Here is an 18,279-nt window from a genome sequence, read left to right as displayed (position 1 = left end):
TCTTAATCCTTACACAGCGGGAAACCAAGCGCTTCACGCGCCGCGTAGTAACTTTCAGCACAGGCTTTAGACAGGGCGCGCACTCGCAGGATGTAACGCTGACGCTCTGTTACAGAAATAGCGTGGCGAGCATCAAGCAGGTTAAAGGCATGGGACGCCTTCATTACTTGCTCGTAAGCCGGTAGCGGTAAATTCGCTTCAATCAGCTTTTGGCTTTCTTTTTCACACTGATCGAATTGCTTAAACAAGGCATCAACGTCGGCGTATTCAAAGTTGTATTTTGATTGCTCAACTTCATTTTGGTGGAATACATCGCCGTAAGTAACTTTACCCATAGGACCATCGGTCCAAACCAGGTCATAGATGCTGTCTACGCCTTGGATATACATGGCCAAGCGCTCAAGACCATAAGTGATCTCACCGGTAACAGGCGCACACTCAAGGCCACCTACCTGCTGGAAATAAGTGAACTGGGTCACTTCCATGCCATTTAGCCACACTTCCCAACCAAGACCCCAGGCACCCAGAGTCGGTGATTCCCAGTTGTCTTCCACAAATCGAACTTCGTGTTTCAATGTGTCTATGCCCATGGCCGCAAGCGAGCCAAGGTAAAGCTCTTGAATGTTATCGGGAGAAGGCTTTAACACTACCTGGAATTGATAGTAGTGCTGTAAGCGGTTAGGATTTTCACCGTAACGGCCATCGGTAGGACGACGACATGGCTGTACGTAAGCACTCGACATCGGCTCTGGGCCAACGGCTTTTAAAAACGTAAGCGGGTGAAAGGTGCCCGCGCCCACTTCAAGATCGAGTGGCTGAGCAATAACACAGCCTTGCTGTGCCCAATAATCCTGAAGCGCTAGGATCAGGCCCTGAAAAGTTTGTAAGTCGTATTTTTGCATAATGACGTTAAATTCTGCTGCTTAGAGTGCGGTTTTATTGCTCACAGTATACCCCTTGCACCGCCTTGTTTTAAGCAGTTTCTTTTTATTGCCTGATAGGCGGCTTTGATTAATCTCCTGCCTTCATCATTTTCAACATCTTAAAAACACGCGCTTTTTAATTTTCATCTACGACTCTTTTCGTATTTCCATTTGAAACAGTTGATTTTTTTGCAATCTAGCCTAAATTGTAAATCCAATGTTAAATTCCACTACTTCAATAATAACGATTAGAAAGGTTGAATAAATGAATAAAACTCTCATCGCAACAGCTGTATTAGCTGCATCAACAGGGTTCGTAAATGCCCAACCAGCTCCTGATCACGCAGGTATGGCTGCCGAACTTGAAATAGCAAATACCTGTATTGTTCGCTTCAATGACAGTATTTCTAAATTCGATGTCGAAGGTAAAGCCCGCGGCATGTTGATGAAGTCCCTGTCTCAGGCTAAACACATTTATAGCAATGCCATTAAAGGTATGGCTATAAACATGAGCTGTGATAAAGCGAAAAGCGTATTTGCAGGCGAAGCTGACATTATGCACTTTACTCCCGATGGCATCGCCTATGCTTCACCTTCTGCACAAAAAGGTAAGCCAGGCAGTGGTGGTGGCGGCCAAGGACAACAAACTCCCTGGAGTGTCACCCGTGTAGGTGGTCCGGTAGACGGTTCCGGCTATACCGCCTGGGTTATTGATACAGGTATAGATCTAGACCATGGCGACTTAAATGTTGATGCCAGCCGTGGCTTTAGTGCCTTTACCAGCGGCCGTAATGCCGGTATGGATGACGCTAACGGTCACGGTACCCATGTTGCCGGTACTATTGCCGCTCTAAATAACCAACAGGATGTTGTTGGTGTTGCAGCAGGTGCAACCGTAATTCCGGTTAAAGTATTGGATGCTCGTGGCTCTGGCAGCTGGTCTGGCGTATTAGCCGGTGTTGATCACGTGGCAGCTAATGCCTCTGCTGGTGATTGTGCGAATATGAGTTTAGGTGGTGGTTTTAACCAGGACTTAAACGATGCCGTTGAAAATGCAGCTCAGCAATCGGGGGCATTCTTCGTGGTTGCCGCAGGTAACGAAAGCCAGCATGCGAGTAATGTGTCTCCTGCCAGTGCATCACACCCTCGCGTATTTACCATTTCTGCGACCGACAATAACGATAACTTCGCCAGCTTCAGCAACTATGGTAACCCACCTGTCGACTATGCGGCACCGGGCGTAAGCATTCTGTCTACTCGTTCAGGCGGTGGTACAACAAGCATGTCGGGCACCTCTATGGCATCTCCAGCTGCATGTGCTGTAATCATGATGCGTAATGGTAATCCGGGTACTGATGGCCAGGCCAATAACGACCCTGATGGCAATGCCGACTCTATCCTGCATCTTTAAAATTGTTGTGAAATAAGTAAAAAGCCCCCGCTAATGCGAGGGCTTTTTTATGCTTGGTGATTTATATTAACCAAGACTACACGTCCAGGTTAACTACACGTAGTGCATTTTGCTCGATAAACTCACGACGAGGCTCAACCTGATCACCCATAAGGGTGGCAAATAGTTGGTCGGCGGCGATGGCGTCTTCAATGGTAACGCGCAGCATACGACGTGCTGCAGGGTCCATTGTAGTTTCCCATAGCTGCTCTGGATTCATCTCACCCAGTCCTTTATAACGCTGTGTATACAAGCCCTTCTTAGAATCGCTGATCAGCCATTCTAGTGCCTCAACAAAGCTGTCGACCGGCTGAGTTTTCTCACCACGTTGTACGTAAGCACCGGCACCAATAAGGTTACCCACCTTTTCACCAGTTACACAGATACGCTGATAGTCTTTTGAAGTCAAGAAATCATGATTAAGCACATACTGCTTATCAACACCGTGCTGACGAATATTCACCATAGGGTAATACAGCTTACGCTCCTCATCGAAATGAGTATGAGCACTGTAGATGGCCGCGTCTTCGTCACGAACGATCAAGTCGTCAACCAATGCCTGAGTCCACTGCTGTACCTTGGCTTCTTCGCCGAAATCATCTTCACCGATGCAATCACGGTAGATAAGACTGTGCATCATGGCCGAAGGGTATTTACGTGATAAGCGCTCAATCACCTTCTCCGTGTTTTGGTAATCACGAACCAGATTTTCCAGTGCATTACCTTCGATAGCCGACGCTCCTTCGCTGCTATAAAGAGCTGAGCCATTTAGCGCTAGCGAGGTTAAGTACTCAACCAAGGCGTTATCGTCTTTAATATAACGCTCTTGCTTGCCTTTCTTGATCTTGTACAAGGGCGGCTGAGCAATATAAACATAGCCACGCTCGATGATCTCCGGCATTTGGCGGTAGAAGAAGGTCAATAGCAAGGTACGAATGTGCGAGCCATCGACATCGGCATCGGTCATGATAATGATGCGATGATAACGAAGTTTCTCAGGATCATATTCATCACGACCGATACCACAGCCCAGGGCGGTGATCAGGGTCGCAACTTCTTGCGAAGACAGCATCTTATCGAAACGCGCTTTTTCTACGTTAAGTATTTTACCTTTAAGGGGCAGGATGGCCTGATTCTTACGGTTACGGCCCTGCTTGGCAGAACCACCCGCAGAGTCACCCTCCACTATATATAGTTCGGATTCTGCCGGGTCTTTTTCCTGACAGTCTGCCAACTTACCAGGTAAACCAGCCAGGTCCATGACGCCTTTACGACGAGTCATTTCACGGGCTTTACGCGCCGCTTCACGGGCACGGGCAGCATCTATAATTTTGCCTACAACTATTTTAGCGTCAACCGGATTCTCTAGTAAGAATTCACTGAGTTTTTCACCCATGGCTTGTTCAACAGCGGCTTTTACTTCGCTTGATACCAGCTTGTCTTTGGTTTGCGATGAGAACTTAGGATCAGGAACCTTAACGCTAATAACAGCGGTCAAACCTTCACGGGCATCATCACCTGTCGCATTACTGGTGGTTTTGGCTTTCTTATTAAAGCCTTCTTTTTCCATATAGGTGTTAAGTGTACGCGTTAGTGCGGCACGGAAACCAGCTAAGTGAGTACCACCGTCACGCTGTGGGATATTATTGGTAAAGCAGAAAATACTTTCCTGGAAGCCATCGTTCCACTGCATGGATACTTCAACACTGATACCGTCTTCACGCTCTTGGGTGAAGTGGAATACATTTTGATGTACTGGCGTTTTTTTACGGTTTAGGTAAGCAACAAAGGCCTCGATACCACCTTCATATTTAAAGTGGTCACGCTTATCTTCTTCACGCTCATCGGTCAAAATAATCGACACGCCGGAGTTCAAGAAAGACAGCTCACGTAGACGCTTAGCCAGGATGTCATAGTGGAAATTTGTATCACTAAAGGTTTGCGAACTTGGCCAGAAACGAATTTCCGTACCCGTAGAGTCCGACTCGCCAATGACACCTAGCGGTGCATCCGGCTCACCCATAGAGTAAGTCTGTTTATGCAATTTGCCATCACGACGAATCTCCAGTGCCAGCTTTTCAGATAGCGCGTTTACAACCGAAACACCTACACCGTGCAGACCACCAGATACTTTATATGAGTTGTCGTCGAACTTACCACCGGCGTGCAGCACGGTCATAATAACTTCTGCGGCCGACACCCCTTCTTCCGGGTGCAGCTCGGTTGGAATACCACGGCCGTTATCGCGTACCGACACGGAACCATCGGTATGGATTGTTACGTAAATATCGTCACAATATCCCGCCAACGCCTCATCGATCGAGTTGTCGACGACCTCGAATACCATATGGTGTAACCCGGTGCCATCATCGGTATCACCAATGTACATTCCTGGTCGTTTCCGTACGGCGTCTAGTCCTTTAAGTACTTTAATACTTGATGAATCGTAATTTTCAGACATGGTGCTTCCATTTATCTTGTTATTAGTTCGCCATGTTTCACGTGGAACAAAGCCTTAGGCCTTGCTAACGTTTCTAACACAGCGGAGACACTTTGGGATTCAATCGTTGTTATAAATATCTGTGCATCACAGCGTGAAAGCAGTTGCCCTACCTTCATTTTGGTATCTTCGCTTAATTCCGAGGGTAAATCGTCAATAAGCAGAATCGATTGTTTTCCGGTCTCTTTTTCTATTAAGCTATTTTGCGCTACTTTAAGCGCATATAAAAGCAATTTTAACTGCCCTCGCGAGAAGGCTGTTTCTACCGGGCCGAGCGATGTTTTTATCGTTATATCGGCCTTATGTGGCCCTTTGCTGGTGTAGCCCCGCATCAGGTCACCATCCCTATTTTGCGCCAATACATCGGCAAGGGATTCAGTGCGTTTCCAACCCCAATTGAAGTCAATTTCAAGGTCGTTTAGCAATTCTAATTCTGTACACAGTCTATCAAAAAAAAGCGCCTTAAACCTCTCTATATACGACTCTCTTAGCTGCGTAATTTTCTCGGCCAAGCGTACAAATTCCTTGTCCCAAACTGGCAGCATGGTGCGCAGTTCGGCGGGCTTATTTTTTAACAAGGCATTGCGTTGTTTCAGTACCTTATTAAAATTTTGCCAGTGGACAAAAAACTCTTGTTCCACGTGGAACACACCTAAATCGATAAAGGCACGTCGCTCCTTGGGACCACCAAAAAAGAAGGAATAGCTTTCTGGGGTAATAACCTGAACCGGTAAAACCTGAGCAAGATCAGAAATACGACGACTCGCCTTCCCTTGAATTTTTATCTGGGTTTCACCATGAGTATCTTTTTGTATGCCAACAGGAATGGTCAGGTTGTTGCTCCGCTTTTTAGCGTGCAGAGTAAAATGCGGTTGGCTATCGCGTATCAAGGTACGGTGCTTATTGGTACGGAAAGAACGTCCGTGAGAAAGAAAATAAATGGCTTCTAAAAAGCTGGTTTTGCCGCTGCCATTTTCACCATAGATGATATTGATAGCTTCTGGAGCTAGGGTAGCAGCCTCAATATTACGAAAATTATTGAGGCTAATAGAGGTCAGGCTCATGGCCGTTACAGGCGCATCGGCATAACGACATACAGGGCTTCGCCATCTCCTGCGGCTTCCATCAGGGCACTGCTGTTTGAGTCGGCAAGGGTGATAGAAACATCGTCGGTTTTGATGGTGTTTAGCACATCAAGAAGGTAAGAAACGTTAAAACCTATCTCTAAATCTTCTCCTTGATACATAACTTCAATCACCTCTTCCGCCTGCTCTTGCTCTGGGTTATTGGCGCTAACCTTGAGCATGCCCGAACTTAAATTCAGGCGTACACCACGGAATTTTTCATTCGATAGAATAGAAACACGGTGCAAGGCATTACGCAGCCATTCGCGGTTAGCGATAATAATTTTATCTCCACCACGCGGTAAAACACGGCGATAGTCAGGGAAACGGCCATCAACCAATTTACTGGTAAAGGTAAATTCCGCATCGGTAATACGAATATGGTTGGCACCAAACTGAATGGTAACAGGCTGATCATCCGCCGGCATAAGGCGCATAATTTCCTGCACCCCTTTACGTGGCACAATTAACTGGCGCTGGCTGTTTAACGACTGGGGTAATTTCTTTTGCGCTATGGCCAAACGGTGACCATCTGTGGCCACGGTTTTAATTTCGTCATTTTCAACTTCAAACGACATGCCGTTAAGGTAATAACGTACGTCCTGGTTAGCCATTGAAAAATGTGTGCTTTCCAATAACTTACGCAGTTCTAGTCGACTTAATTGAAATTCAACTTCGCCATCCCACTGCTCTAGGTTCGGAAAGTCTTCTGCAGCTAAGGACAGCAAGGAGAAGCGGCTTTGTCCCGAGGTCAGTACCACCTGATGCTCCTGTGAGGTCAAGGTGATATCGCTGCCATCGGGCAGGCTTTTACAAATATCTAAAAGCTTTTTCGCTGGCAAGGTGATCTTGGTATCGGCACAAGGTTGCTCTAAGGCTACCGAGGCGACGAGCTCTATTTCCAGATCGGTTCCCGTCATAGACAAGTGACCATCGCGCACCTCAAGTAATACATTGGAGAGCACGGGCAAGGTGTGCTTACGCTCGATGGCGCCTGATACCTGCATTAAAGGCTTTAAAAACTGATCTCTAGCGATAGTAATTTGCATAAGGGTAACCTTAAGATGACAAAGTTCTTATTAGATTTTGATAGTCTTCTTTCACTTCATGGCTTTCGTCACGAAGCGCTTTTACCTTGCGGCAGGCGTGCAATACCGTCGTATGGTCACGACCGCCAAAAGCATCACCGATTTCCGGCAAGCTATGGTTTGTTAATTCTTTTGATAGCGCCATGGCAACCTGGCGTGGACGCGCAACCGAGCGACTACGGCGCTTGGACAATAAATCAGAAACGCGAATACGGTAATACTCCGCCACTGTGCGTTGAATATTATCTATGGTCACCAGCTTATCTTGCAGCGCTAATAAATCGCGCAGCGCTTCTTTTACAAAGTCGATAGAAATAGGTCGACCGGTAAAGTTGGCATTGGCGATCACTCGGTTTAATGCCCCTTCAAGTTCACGCACATTGGAGCGTAATTTCTTGGCAATAAAGAAAGCAACTTCGTGCGGTAAGTTAATCTTACTCTGCTGCGCCTTCTTCATCAAAATGGCGACTCGTGTTTCAAGCTCAGGCGGCTCAATGGCAATGGTTAAACCCCAACCGAAACGCGACTTAAGTCTGTCCTCTACCCCTTCTATTTCTTTGGGGTAACGGTCTGAGGTTAAAATAATCTGCTGGTTGCCCTCAAGCAGCGCATTAAAGGTATGGAAGAATTCTTCCTGAGAGCGCTCTTTGTTAGCAAAGAATTGAATATCATCGATCAGCAAGGCATCAACACTGCGATAGTAGCGTTTGAATTCTTCTATCGCATTGTTTTGTAAGGCTTTAACCATATCCTGAACAAAGCGTTCTGAATGCATATAAACAATTTTGGCATTTTCTTTTTTCGCTAAAATGCCATTGCCCACCGCATGTAATAGGTGCGTTTTACCTAAACCTGTGCCACCGTAAATAAATACCGGGTTAAAGGCTGAACCTGGATTGTCGGCCACTTGCGTTGCCGCGGCCTTAGCCAACTGGTTTGACTTACCTTCAACAAAGTTATCAAAGGTATAGTTTTCTTTGATATTAGATTTGTACTGAGACTTGGGCGCTGGTTCAACAGCTGCTGGTTGGCTAGGCTGTCTGGCCTTATTTACCTTGGCACTGTCATTGCTGCCATTAACACCCTGATTAGGCGTTTGCGCCGTGGTATTTACAGCGGTATTGAGCATGGGCTTGCTGCCCACGTCAAAACGTAATTCTGGCGCTTCATCGCCACAAATTTCAACTAACAGCTCATTAATGCGATTTAGGTATTTTTCTCTAACCCAATCAAGCACAAAGCGGTTTGGCGCATAAATAGTCAGAGTATCATCTGTACTTTCTGCCTGTAGTGGTCTCACCCACATACTAAATTGCTGTGATGGCAATTCATCTTGCAACACATATAAACAACTTTGCCAAACAGACAGATACACAGTTTACTCCCGAAATAGAATAGAGGTTTCGATACTCGTTCATCACGAGTTTTGCGCTTATTATTCTTCCCAAGATCACAACTTTTTTGTGGCCGGGCCGCACATTATGACGCCTATTTATCCACAACTTCAATATTGATTTTTACTGAAAATATGCTTCAACAAAAAAGACAATGCAAGCAGCTGTTTTTATTGAGGATTTATTTTAAAAAAAGAATTTAATTTAACGCTTTACAAAACTTTGATCTTGATCTGCAGGGATGATCAAACTGGGTTATTCAGGGGATTTATGCACTTTTTAAACAGACCCTGTGGAAAACTTTCATTTTTTAATGATCCTTTGCGGATCGCAGGTACGATCCCCAGCTATAGCTGCTAATATATAGGCTCTTTGTTGTGCGATTATCGTTGACTTTAGCATCAAGCCTCTATAGAATCTCGCGCTCGCTAAGGCACCACGGAATGTCCGTTGGAAACACTCGGTGAAGGTCACCGAGTGAGAAAAACTTGGCATCGAAGTTGTGTTAGCGTCTGAGTGAGGATCGCGACCCACACAGAGAATTTAAACCTTAACCGATCGGATGGAATTGTTATGAAAAGAACTTTTCAACCTAGCGTATTAAAGCGTAAGCGTACTCACGGTTTCCGTGCTCGTATGGCTACTGCTAACGGCCGTAAAGTACTAGCACGTCGTCGTGCTAAAGGCCGTAAAGTTCTTTCTGCTTAATATTTAGTGGAAGACTTTCGCTTTGGCAGGGAGTTACGTCTGTTAACTCCCTCGCATTACTCCCGCATTTTTAATGAGCCTGCTCGGGCTGCTACTTCTCTCTTCACCTTATTAGCTAAACCAAATTCTTTGGACCATGCGCGTCTGGGATTAACCGTAGCTAAAAAAAATGTAAAACAAGCCAACCAGCGTAATCGAATCAAGCGTATCGCTCGCGAAAGTTTTCGTTTGCATCAACATAAGTTGGAAAACATTGATATCGTGCTTATGGTTAAGCGTGGCATTGATGAGCTATCAAACGAAGAAATACGCAAAGATCTCGATAAACTCTGGCGCAAAATCAATGAACGCTGCAAACCCGGATACAAGCCACCACCACGCAGACCTCATAAAAAGCATCACAATACCAAGCAAAAGCGCGGCCAATCATAGAATTTACCGACTTTTTCAGGTATCTTTAGCTCACCTTTTAATCGACTAACTGAGTATTCGCTTATACCAATTCTGTAAGTATGTGATCAGATATAGCGCTGGATAAATGATATGATAACAAGGCGGAATTTTTCTTATGTAGTATTCTACAGAGAAAAATTTCAACAAGGTTAGCATGATATTTAGCCCACTAGAATGATTAGCTATTTAAGTGCATTGGTATTAGACCCTACTCAGTACTGCGGGCCTTTATGTTAGCTTTTATATTAGCAATACCTAAAAATACCCTCATTACTGTAATTAAGGTCTATCAAAAGTGGATCAGTCCTATGCTTGGGCCGAATTGTCGCTTTAATCCCAGCTGTTCTTCATACGCCTTGCAGGCAATAAAACTGCATGGGGCGCTAAAAGGCAGTTGGTTGGCAGTAAAACGAATAGTAAAATGCCATCCTTTACACGCCGGAGGGGATGATCCCGTTCCTGGCAAACGTAACCACCATTAATCTTAACAACGAGAAATAAGAGCTGTTATGGAATCGCAACGCACGTTTTTATTTATCGGCCTGTTGTTGGTATCATTTTTATTATTCCAAGAATGGAATAGTGATTATAACCAACCGGCCAACAATCCAAGTGCTCAAACCCAAAGCAATGCCCAAACTAACGCCGGGCAAAGTGACGTTCCCAACTCGGATATTGCCGAGCCGCTAGCCTCAACATCGGCAAGCCAACAAGTTATTAGCGTAACCACAGATGTGTTTGCGGTGAAAATTGACACCCTTGGCGGCGACATCATCGAAGCCAAACTGCTTCAACATGCGGAAACTCATGGCAGCGACGAACCTTACCTGTTGTTAGGTCAGTTTGAAGGCAATGAATACTTCGCCCAAAGCGGTTTAATCGGCCTAAATGGTCCCGACGCCCGCAAAGAAGGCCGTCCGGTTTATCAAAGTGCACAACAAAGCTATACCCTTGAAGGCGATACCCTGGCGGTTCCCCTGACCTTTGTTGATGCCCAAGGCGTAAGCTACACCAAGACCTACACCTTCCATAAAAACCGTTACGACGTAACCTTGGATTATGACATCCAAAACAACACGGCGAACGCGGTGCAGGTACAGCTTTACACTCAGGTTAAGCGCACCGTTCAAGACAAGGGCAGCTTGATTGATCAAAGCTACCTAGGTGGTGCTTACGGTACCGACGAAGTTAACTACGAAAAGTACTCGTTCGACGATATTCAAGACAAAGAATTGAAAGAGTCGACTCAGGGTGGTTATGTGGCCTTCCTACAGCACTATTTCGTAAGTGCCTGGGTACCAGCGCAAGATCAAACGAACACTATTTATATGCGCCTGCCGACTGCCAAGGTTGCACAAATGGGTATTAAATCTGAGCCAGTGAATATTGCAGCGGCCAGCTCTGCAACATTCACCTCTACCTATTATATGGGCCCGAAAGACACGGATGCTTTGGAAGCGTTACACCCTAACCTGGACTTGACTGTGGACTATGGCTGGTTATGGTTTATCTCACAACCGCTATTATCACTGCTTAAGTTTTTACACAGCTTCTTGGGTAACTGGGGTCTGGCCATCATAGCTATCACAGTGCTGATGAAAACCGCTTTGTATCCGCTAACCAAGGCGCAATACACCTCTATGGCGAAGATGCGTGCCTTACAGCCTAAGATACAAGCACTAAAAGAGCGTTATGGAGATGACCGTCAGAAATTCGGTCAGGCCACGATGGAAATGTACCGCAAGGAAAAAGTTAACCCTATGGGTGGCTGTTTCCCACTGTTGCTACAAATGCCTATCTTCCTGGCGTTATTCTACGTATTCCTGGAATCACCTGAACTACGTCATGCTGAATTCGGCCTGTGGTTAACCGACTTATCGTCGAAGGATCCCTTCTACGTACTACCGGTTCTATTCGGTGCCAGTATGTTCCTGATGCAAAAGCTACAGCCGATGACGGTTACAGATCCTATGCAGCAGAAGATGATGACCTGGATGCCGGTATTCTTCTCGGTATTCTTCCTATGGTTCCCATCGGGTCTGGTACTTTACTGGTTGGTTTCAAACCTTATCTCTATCGCTCAGATGCTGATCATCTACCGCGGTATGGAGAAAAAGGGCATGAAAGTCCGAGGCTAAATTACGCCTTAACCAAGATTAGAAAAGCGGCTTAGGCCGCTTTTTTATTGTTTACAGCCACATTAGGTTACAATACACACATTGCCGCTTTATCGAGTTATTCTATGTATTCTCAAGACACTATAGTTGCCCAAGCCACGGCTCCCGGACGCGGTGGCGTAGGTATTATTCGCATCTCAGGTGCCCTGGCTAAGGAGGTTGCCGAGCAAATCATCGGCCACTGCCCCAAAACCCGTTACGCCGAATATGTGCCCTTTCATGACCTTAATAAGCAACAGCTGGATCAGGGTATTGCCCTATTCTTTCAAGGCCCTAATTCCTTTACCGGCGAAGATGTACTTGAGCTTCAAGGCCATGGCGGCCCTATTATTCTCGATATGCTGCTGCGTGAAATCGCCGAGATTGACGGTGTACGCCTGGCCAAACCGGGGGAATTCTCCGAGCGCGCATTTTTAAACGACAAACTGGATTTAACCCAGGCCGAGGCCATTGCCGATTTAATCAATGCCACCTCAGAGCAGGCGGCCAAAAGCGCCCTGCACTCGCTACAAGGTGAATTCTCCAATCACATCTCTCAACTGGTGGAACAGGTTATTCACCTGCGCATGTATGTTGAAGCGGCCATCGACTTTCCCGATGAAGAAATTGATTTTCTTAGCGATGGCAAGGTTGCCGGCGATCTGCAACAAATACTGGATCAGGTCGAGCAGGTACGTGCCCAGGCTAAACAAGGCAGCATTATCCGCGATGGAATGCGGGTGGTCATTGCCGGGCGCCCTAATGCCGGTAAATCCAGCCTGCTAAATGCCTTGGCTGGCCGTGAAGCTGCCATAGTTACCGATATCGCAGGTACCACCCGCGACGTGCTTAAAGAGCATATCCATATCGATGGCATGCCATTACACATAATAGACACCGCCGGATTAAGGGAAAGTCCTGATAAAGTCGAGCAAATAGGTATTGAACGCGCCTGGGAAGAAATAAACCAGGCCGACCGTGTACTTTTTATGGTTGACGCTCAAGACACCCAAGCTAATACGCCAGAGCAAATCTGGCCTGAGTTTGTCGCCAAGCTTCCCCAAAATATGGGCATTACCGTGATCCGCAATAAAGTCGATATAAGCGGTGAGGAGCTAGGGTTCGACGACAGCCACAGCCACCCGGTGCTGAGGATCAGTGCCAAAGAGGGTCTGGGGATTGACCTGGTACGCGAGCACCTTAAAGCCTGCGTTGGCTTTGAAGGCACGCAAGAAGGCAGCTTTATGGCCCGCCGTCGCCACCTTGATGCTTTAGAACGTGCTTTAAGCCACCTGCAAACTGGCCAGGAGCAGCTTGAAGCCCATATCGCCGGAGAAATACTTGCAGAAGAACTGCGCTTAGCACAGCAATACCTCAATGAGATCACAGGTGAATTCACCTCGGATGATCTGCTCGGCAAAATATTCAGCTCCTTCTGTATCGGTAAATAAGGCAATACCAAATAGCCCATATAAAAAACGCCCTTGTTTACTGCAAGGGCGTTTGTCGTTTTATTACCTGAATAAAAATTAAGAGAAGTACTTGGCAAGCGCCTCTTTCACCACTCGCGACCTGTCTTTGCTCAGCGGCAAGATAAGCTCTGCACCATCATCTGCCTGAGATAAGATCTCAGGCAGTTGTGCTCGCCTACCCGCATGCAAGTAGGCCAAGGTGTGCTTAAAGTTACCGTATTCACCACGGGCATGGCCGTGGATAAACTCACAACAAACCTCCAAATGCGCGCGCTTAATACAAAACAAGGTGATATGAGCGGCATTAACCTGCAGCGATACCAGCCACTGGAGCATAAAACGCATGCCTTCCTCTGTGCTTTCATTATCTAAATTACTGGCGCGAGTAAGCTCAAGGTAGCTATCGAAGTCTATCTCTCCTTGCAACAACAGATGGTGCAGCCAGCATTTTTCATAATCACGCTCGATCACCTTAAAACCACGGTAATCGTGATTAAACAACAGCTTGGCAAGCCTGTCCCGCTGAACTGGTTCCAGCATCCAGATAAATTGGCCGATATTATACATGCTCGACTCATCGGCATTAGGGCGGAAGTATTCGCCTGCCATCTGCCCACCATAAAGGCTGGCAATATTGTCATATTCCACCTCCCCCTCCAGATATGCCAAGATCTGCTCCACCAAGAGCTCAATACGGGCATTTGTATCTTGCAGTGTGGCAATACGCGCAAGCAGCGCCTGGCTATCCACTTCCTGGTCAAAAATAAGCAGTGAGCCACATGGCCACCTGCCTTGGTAAAGCTCCAGTGGCATCTCCTGATCGGCCATCAGAATATGGTTCTTATCACCACGCTGTTGTAAAACCGTGATTTCCAGCCAGCTCATGCCATCCACATGACAAGGCCGGTCGTGCAGCGTATGTTCATCGGCAACAATGGGGTTGCGCAATTTCGCCGGAGCTTTGTCACCCCCACCGATATAAAGGCAGGCTTGGCCATATTCGTGGGCAAGTGCTTGCTCCCAGGAGGTAATATTCAGTTGCACTAAAATACGCAGCGCCCGTTTCAGATCATGCTTTATATCCAGTGGGATCTGCGGGTATTTAAGCGAGGCATGGTGTAAAAAATCGACCTTGATACGTTCGTTAATATATTGCAGGCCTTGGTGCATGGCTTCGGCCTTTTTACGGTCAATACCGGCAAACATGCCCGTGGCCGTGCTGCTAATCTCGCTGTAAAGCTCAAGCCAATGCAGATAACGTTCGTTGTTATAGAACTCCCGACTCATCTCATAGGCCATAAGTACACCGGCATCGATCCCTGCTTTTTCTAACTGCTCCTGTATCTCAATCCCCTCTAAGACATTGTTAAACTCGATACTCCAGGAGTCGTCCGAGTATGCTCGCAATATATTACGGGCAACACGCACCGGCGCCAAGGCAATAATAAACTGCCACAAACGATCCGCATGAACGCTATAGAGAAAGGGTAGCTGACGCAGCCAATAGGCTATCAGGGTAAAGCGCTGGAAGTCATCATCATGGTCACTAAATAGCAGGTATCCCTTCTGCTGTTCGCTGTATTTATTGAGATAGAGCTGGCCGCGACAACAATCATCGCGATGTAATTGCGGCTCCAGCAAAGCCATAATGCTGGCCTGATCATCCTCTGGGTTGTTGGCGGTAAAATAGGCGCGAATACGAGCAACATCAGCCTCGCTTAAGCCCTTATCATCCAAGCTATGAAAGTCCCCTTCCTTATTGGCATGTTTGAGAATTTTCGATACCGCTTTATCCCATACCTGGTGCTCAGTTAAATAGGCCAACAGAGACTTGCTGATCTCATCGCCAATGCGCTCATTAAAATCTCGGTAAAGCTGGTAGCTGGCCAGGGCTAAAAAGCCCATGTCGGCTTTTGGCCAATGTCTTGGATGACACAAATCACGTGAACCACGCAGCACAGAGCCAACCAGATTAAAGTGCTTTTAATATAGGATCTCGTCTCTATCGCTGAATTTGCAGAAGATATATTGCACCTCCTGGGCTAACACAGGATCTGTTTCGCTTTGCTCTAGTACCTCTGGGGCAGGCAACTGGCTGTAACGGCGATAATATTCCTGGCGAGTGAGCAGTGCACCTTCTCCCTCACTTAGTGAGGACATCATGTATTCGCTAAACTCCCTCTTCCCCAAAGCGCGGTAAAATACATCGATAACTCTAAGATATTGTTGCTGACGCGCCTCAAGCAGGGAAACCTGGCTATCTGGAGTCACAGTCAAGGTGGTCGTTAAATTATCGGCCAGCTCAAATGTGCATTCTTCGCCAAAGTGATCAGTCAATAGATCGCCGCTCACCAGGCGCAACACGTCATCTATTTCTTCTGCAATGCCTTGGTTGTTGTACTCGAAACGGTGCAGCATATCGTCCAGATGCGCGGCCATCTCAGGAGCATGAGCCTTAGCAAGTGGCATAAGAGCTATTTCTTCAAGGGCTGCTAAAGCATCCCGCTGCTCGCCACTTTCTATATAGCACCATAAACGCTCGCCCTGGGGCATGGCCAAAATCAAGGGCTTAAGTATTTCTGTGCCATAGTTAAGTTCATATCTACGGGCATCACGGGCGAGATAAGCCTGATATTGAGCGCGCTTTTCCAGTGCGGCGTCTGCGGCTTTCACCAGTGCACCGGTTACCTGGCTTTGTACCTGCCGCTGCAAGTCATAGGCTTCGTCTTCCAAGGTGCTGCCCATAAATGCCTGTTGCATAAAGGCATCCAGCGCATCTTCTTGATCATCAAGGTCAGGACGCTGAAATAGCGACTGATACAGCCAAACTACCGGGCTGTAAGTACTAAGATCTTCCTCTTCATCACTGGTTTCATCTATATGTTGTAAGAGCACGGGCTCGGCTTGAAAACGCTCGATCACCAAGCGCTTAAAAACAGCGTATTGCTCTGGGTTTTCTTCAAGGTAAGCCCCCAAAGGCTGGTGGCTCAAACCACCACTATGGAAGTGGGCACCAAACATACCTAAACGAAATTCAGGGCTATCGCACCAGATAAAGGCTTTTATAAGTTCGGGATGCCAGCCATGTTCGTCTAAAAGGGTACTCAGATAACCTTCATATTGGCCGGCATGCTCATTATCCCAATAAGGAATAAGATACTGGCCGATCAAATAGGCATATTGAAGATCGGTTTTTGCCAGCATATATAAGGCTTCAATACCAAAAACGCGCATATCGTCCAGCCACATATCACTGGTATCGTTCATGCGCCGACTGTACGCCACTATGGCTTTAGCACTATCAACAACCGTGTCTTTTATCTCGGGATACTGCAGCGCAGCAGCAAACAAGATCACCTCGGAGATATAAAGCTCTCTATTATCTGTGATCTCATCTTTATAGTTATGCGCGCCACCTTCTTGCCCCAGGTTCAGGGCCGCTTTTAACAACGCCAGGTTTTCTCCGGCATCATTTACCTGCAGGCGACGTAATTCATCAGGAGTCTGATGTTTAAACTCCACATCAAATTGTTGCTCATTAAAGGCGCTGCCATCGTTAAGAAGCGTTTGGTAGTGAATAAGTGCAGCTTTGATTTGCTGCGGATCGTGAATGTTCAGTGAAATAATTTTGTTTTTATCAAATTGATTCATAAGGAAATATTTTTAAAAAATGATTTTAGATTCGCTATTGAAGAAAATGTCATTCATTGACATTGGGTCAGCGATCGAAATTTTGTGACTGAACGTACCTATATTGTCACGGCGCTAAAACTAGCATAAATAGCAAACCTCGGTCACAAAAAATCCTTTAATTTCTATTACATAGATAATGGATAAGCACAGGGTAGACAACTCGGCCAGCATCCGGAACTGGGTTCAATCATAGGGACTTTAAGGAAGAAAAAGCGCTTAATTATGATCTTATAGGCACAGGTATGAGCGATCATTTCCTTGGCCAGTAGTAAATAATTACGAATAAAAGAGCAGAACAAGCAAAATATTAGTTTTTAGTTGCTCAACAAGTCACCACCTAGCTGCTGTTTGCTTAAAACTAATACAAGATCATCCATGCTTAGGAGATCTAAAACAGAAGATCTTTCTCTTTTTAGAACCTTTTATTATATGGATCCGATGAATTAGATCTAAGAATTAAGATCTAATTCTCACTTTTGGATCATTATCCACAAGCAAATAATGCACACCCCTAAGAAATAAGCCAATAAGGCTTTTTCCCCCTTTTTTGGTGAACGGGTTTAGCTATTTAACCTAAGCTTATCGACTTTTTATCAACAGCTTAAATTTGAAAAAACATTATATTTTTCATACAACTAAAAATATATTCCACAGTATAAAACATAATTATTTATACACTGATAAATAGATCCATTGAGTGACGTGCGAGATCAGGTATCATACCAGCCAATTAAACGACTAGTTTGACGACATGAAACAGCTGGAAATTATCATTGGCAGCCAAATGGGCGGCACCGAATATGTGGCCGAACACCTAAGCCAACTCTTGGCGGATCAAGGCATAGAAACTCAGTTGCACGAGCAACCGGATCTGCAACATATAGACAGGGATCAACCTTGGCTGATATGCACCTCAACTCATGGCGCAGGGGACTATCCGGATAATTTACTGACATTTATCGAACAGTTAGACGCAAATGAACAGCTGAACCAGGTTCATTTTGCGGTGATCGGCGTTGGTGATTCCAGCTATGACACCTTCAATTTTGCCGCTAAAAATATCGTTTCCTTATTACAAACTAAGGGCGCGACCTTGTTATTGCCGCAATTAGAGATAGATGTGCTGGGTGAAGAACTACCAGAAGATACCGCCGAGCAATGGCTACCGAATTTGCTACAAGCATGGAAAAGTGCATAAGGATCTTACCCAATACTTATTCACAAAATATCTAAAAGTTAGATCGTAATGTGGATAAAAGCTGAGTATCATGCGATCCAATGGGTGATTATGCACTTGATAAGATCTATCGCGAATTGC

Annotated in this window: 14 protein-coding genes; 7 read left to right on the top strand and 7 right to left on the bottom strand. The window is 46.0% G+C overall.

Annotated elements, in window-relative coordinates; genetic code table 11:
• Positions 1-2: 2 nt before the first annotated feature.
• Positions 3-902: a glycine--tRNA ligase subunit alpha gene (glyQ, locus tag WCN91_RS09930; protein ID WP_105188756.1), complete on the bottom strand. Its 900-nt coding sequence runs from the start codon at positions 900-902 to the stop codon at positions 3-5.
• Positions 903-1,188: 286 nt separating this feature from the next.
• On the opposite strand from glyQ, the gene WCN91_RS09925 reads away from it, so the two are divergent.
• On the top strand, positions 1,189-2,334 hold the full coding sequence (locus WCN91_RS09925) for a S8 family serine peptidase (protein WP_342678605.1): 1,146 nt from the start codon (positions 1,189-1,191) through the stop codon (positions 2,332-2,334).
• Positions 2,335-2,410: 76 nt separating this feature from the next.
• Here the strand turns inward: WCN91_RS09925 and gyrB are convergent, their stop codons facing one another.
• The 4 genes from gyrB to dnaA are packed head-to-tail and all read right to left on the bottom strand — an operon-like array spanning position 2,411 to position 8,460.
• Positions 2,411-4,834 (bottom strand): DNA topoisomerase (ATP-hydrolyzing) subunit B, encoded by a 2,424-nt coding sequence (gene gyrB / locus WCN91_RS09920; RefSeq protein ID WP_342678603.1) that lies wholly within the window; start codon positions 4,832-4,834, stop codon positions 2,411-2,413.
• Between the two features lie 11 nt (positions 4,835-4,845).
• Positions 4,846-5,937, bottom strand: a complete 1,092-nt coding sequence (gene recF, locus WCN91_RS09915) for a DNA replication/repair protein RecF (protein WP_342678602.1) — start codon at positions 5,935-5,937, stop codon at positions 4,846-4,848.
• A 5-nt stretch (positions 5,938-5,942) separates the two neighbouring features.
• Complete coding sequence (dnaN, locus tag WCN91_RS09910; protein WP_342678601.1) at positions 5,943-7,046, bottom strand: DNA polymerase III subunit beta; 1,104 nt, start codon at positions 7,044-7,046, stop codon at positions 5,943-5,945.
• A 10-nt stretch (positions 7,047-7,056) separates the two neighbouring features.
• The gene (dnaA, locus tag WCN91_RS09905) at positions 7,057-8,460 is read right to left on the bottom strand and encodes a chromosomal replication initiator protein DnaA (protein WP_342678599.1); all 1,404 of its coding nucleotides are present in this window, start codon (positions 8,458-8,460) and stop codon (positions 7,057-7,059) included.
• Positions 8,461-9,052: 592 nt separating this feature from the next.
• On the opposite strand from dnaA, the gene rpmH reads away from it, so the two are divergent.
• From rpmH to mnmE, 5 genes are all read left to right on the top strand, one after another.
• Positions 9,053-9,187 (top strand): 50S ribosomal protein L34, encoded by a 135-nt coding sequence (gene rpmH / locus WCN91_RS09900; RefSeq protein WP_008488847.1) that lies wholly within the window; start codon positions 9,053-9,055, stop codon positions 9,185-9,187.
• A 6-nt stretch (positions 9,188-9,193) separates the two neighbouring features.
• Positions 9,194-9,619: a ribonuclease P protein component gene (rnpA, locus tag WCN91_RS09895; protein WP_342678597.1), complete on the top strand. Its 426-nt coding sequence runs from the start codon at positions 9,194-9,196 to the stop codon at positions 9,617-9,619.
• A gap of 251 nt (positions 9,620-9,870) precedes the next feature.
• Entirely contained in the window at positions 9,871-10,122 is a 252-nt protein-coding gene (yidD, locus tag WCN91_RS09890; protein ID WP_342678595.1) for a membrane protein insertion efficiency factor YidD, read from the top strand.
• Between the two features lie 27 nt (positions 10,123-10,149).
• A complete protein-coding gene (gene yidC / locus WCN91_RS09885) occupies positions 10,150-11,778 on the top strand; it encodes a membrane protein insertase YidC (protein ID WP_342678593.1) in 1,629 nt (542 codons plus the stop codon).
• Between the two features lie 104 nt (positions 11,779-11,882).
• Positions 11,883-13,247 carry a tRNA uridine-5-carboxymethylaminomethyl(34) synthesis GTPase MnmE gene (mnmE, locus tag WCN91_RS09880; protein ID WP_342678591.1) on the top strand — a complete coding sequence of 455 codons (1,365 nt, stop codon included), beginning with the start codon at positions 11,883-11,885 and terminating at the stop codon, positions 13,245-13,247.
• A gap of 78 nt (positions 13,248-13,325) precedes the next feature.
• On the opposite strand, the gene WCN91_RS09875 is transcribed toward mnmE, so the two are convergent.
• The gene (locus WCN91_RS09875) at positions 13,326-15,227 is read right to left on the bottom strand and encodes a hypothetical protein (RefSeq protein WP_342678589.1); all 1,902 of its coding nucleotides are present in this window, start codon (positions 15,225-15,227) and stop codon (positions 13,326-13,328) included.
• 24 nt (positions 15,228-15,251) lie between these two features.
• Entirely contained in the window at positions 15,252-16,919 is a 1,668-nt protein-coding gene (locus WCN91_RS09870) for a hypothetical protein (protein ID WP_342678587.1), read from the bottom strand.
• A gap of 793 nt (positions 16,920-17,712) precedes the next feature.
• On the opposite strand from WCN91_RS09870, the gene mioC reads away from it, so the two are divergent.
• Positions 17,713-18,159: an FMN-binding protein MioC gene (mioC, locus tag WCN91_RS09865; protein WP_342678585.1), complete on the top strand. Its 447-nt coding sequence runs from the start codon at positions 17,713-17,715 to the stop codon at positions 18,157-18,159.
• The last annotated feature ends 120 nt before the right edge of the window (positions 18,160-18,279 follow it).

It is taken from the genome of Pseudoalteromonas qingdaonensis (assembly GCF_038739665.1).
GTDB lineage: Bacteria > Pseudomonadota > Gammaproteobacteria > Enterobacterales > Alteromonadaceae > Pseudoalteromonas > Pseudoalteromonas qingdaonensis.
This window is presented reverse-complemented; position numbering and strand designations above follow the sequence as displayed.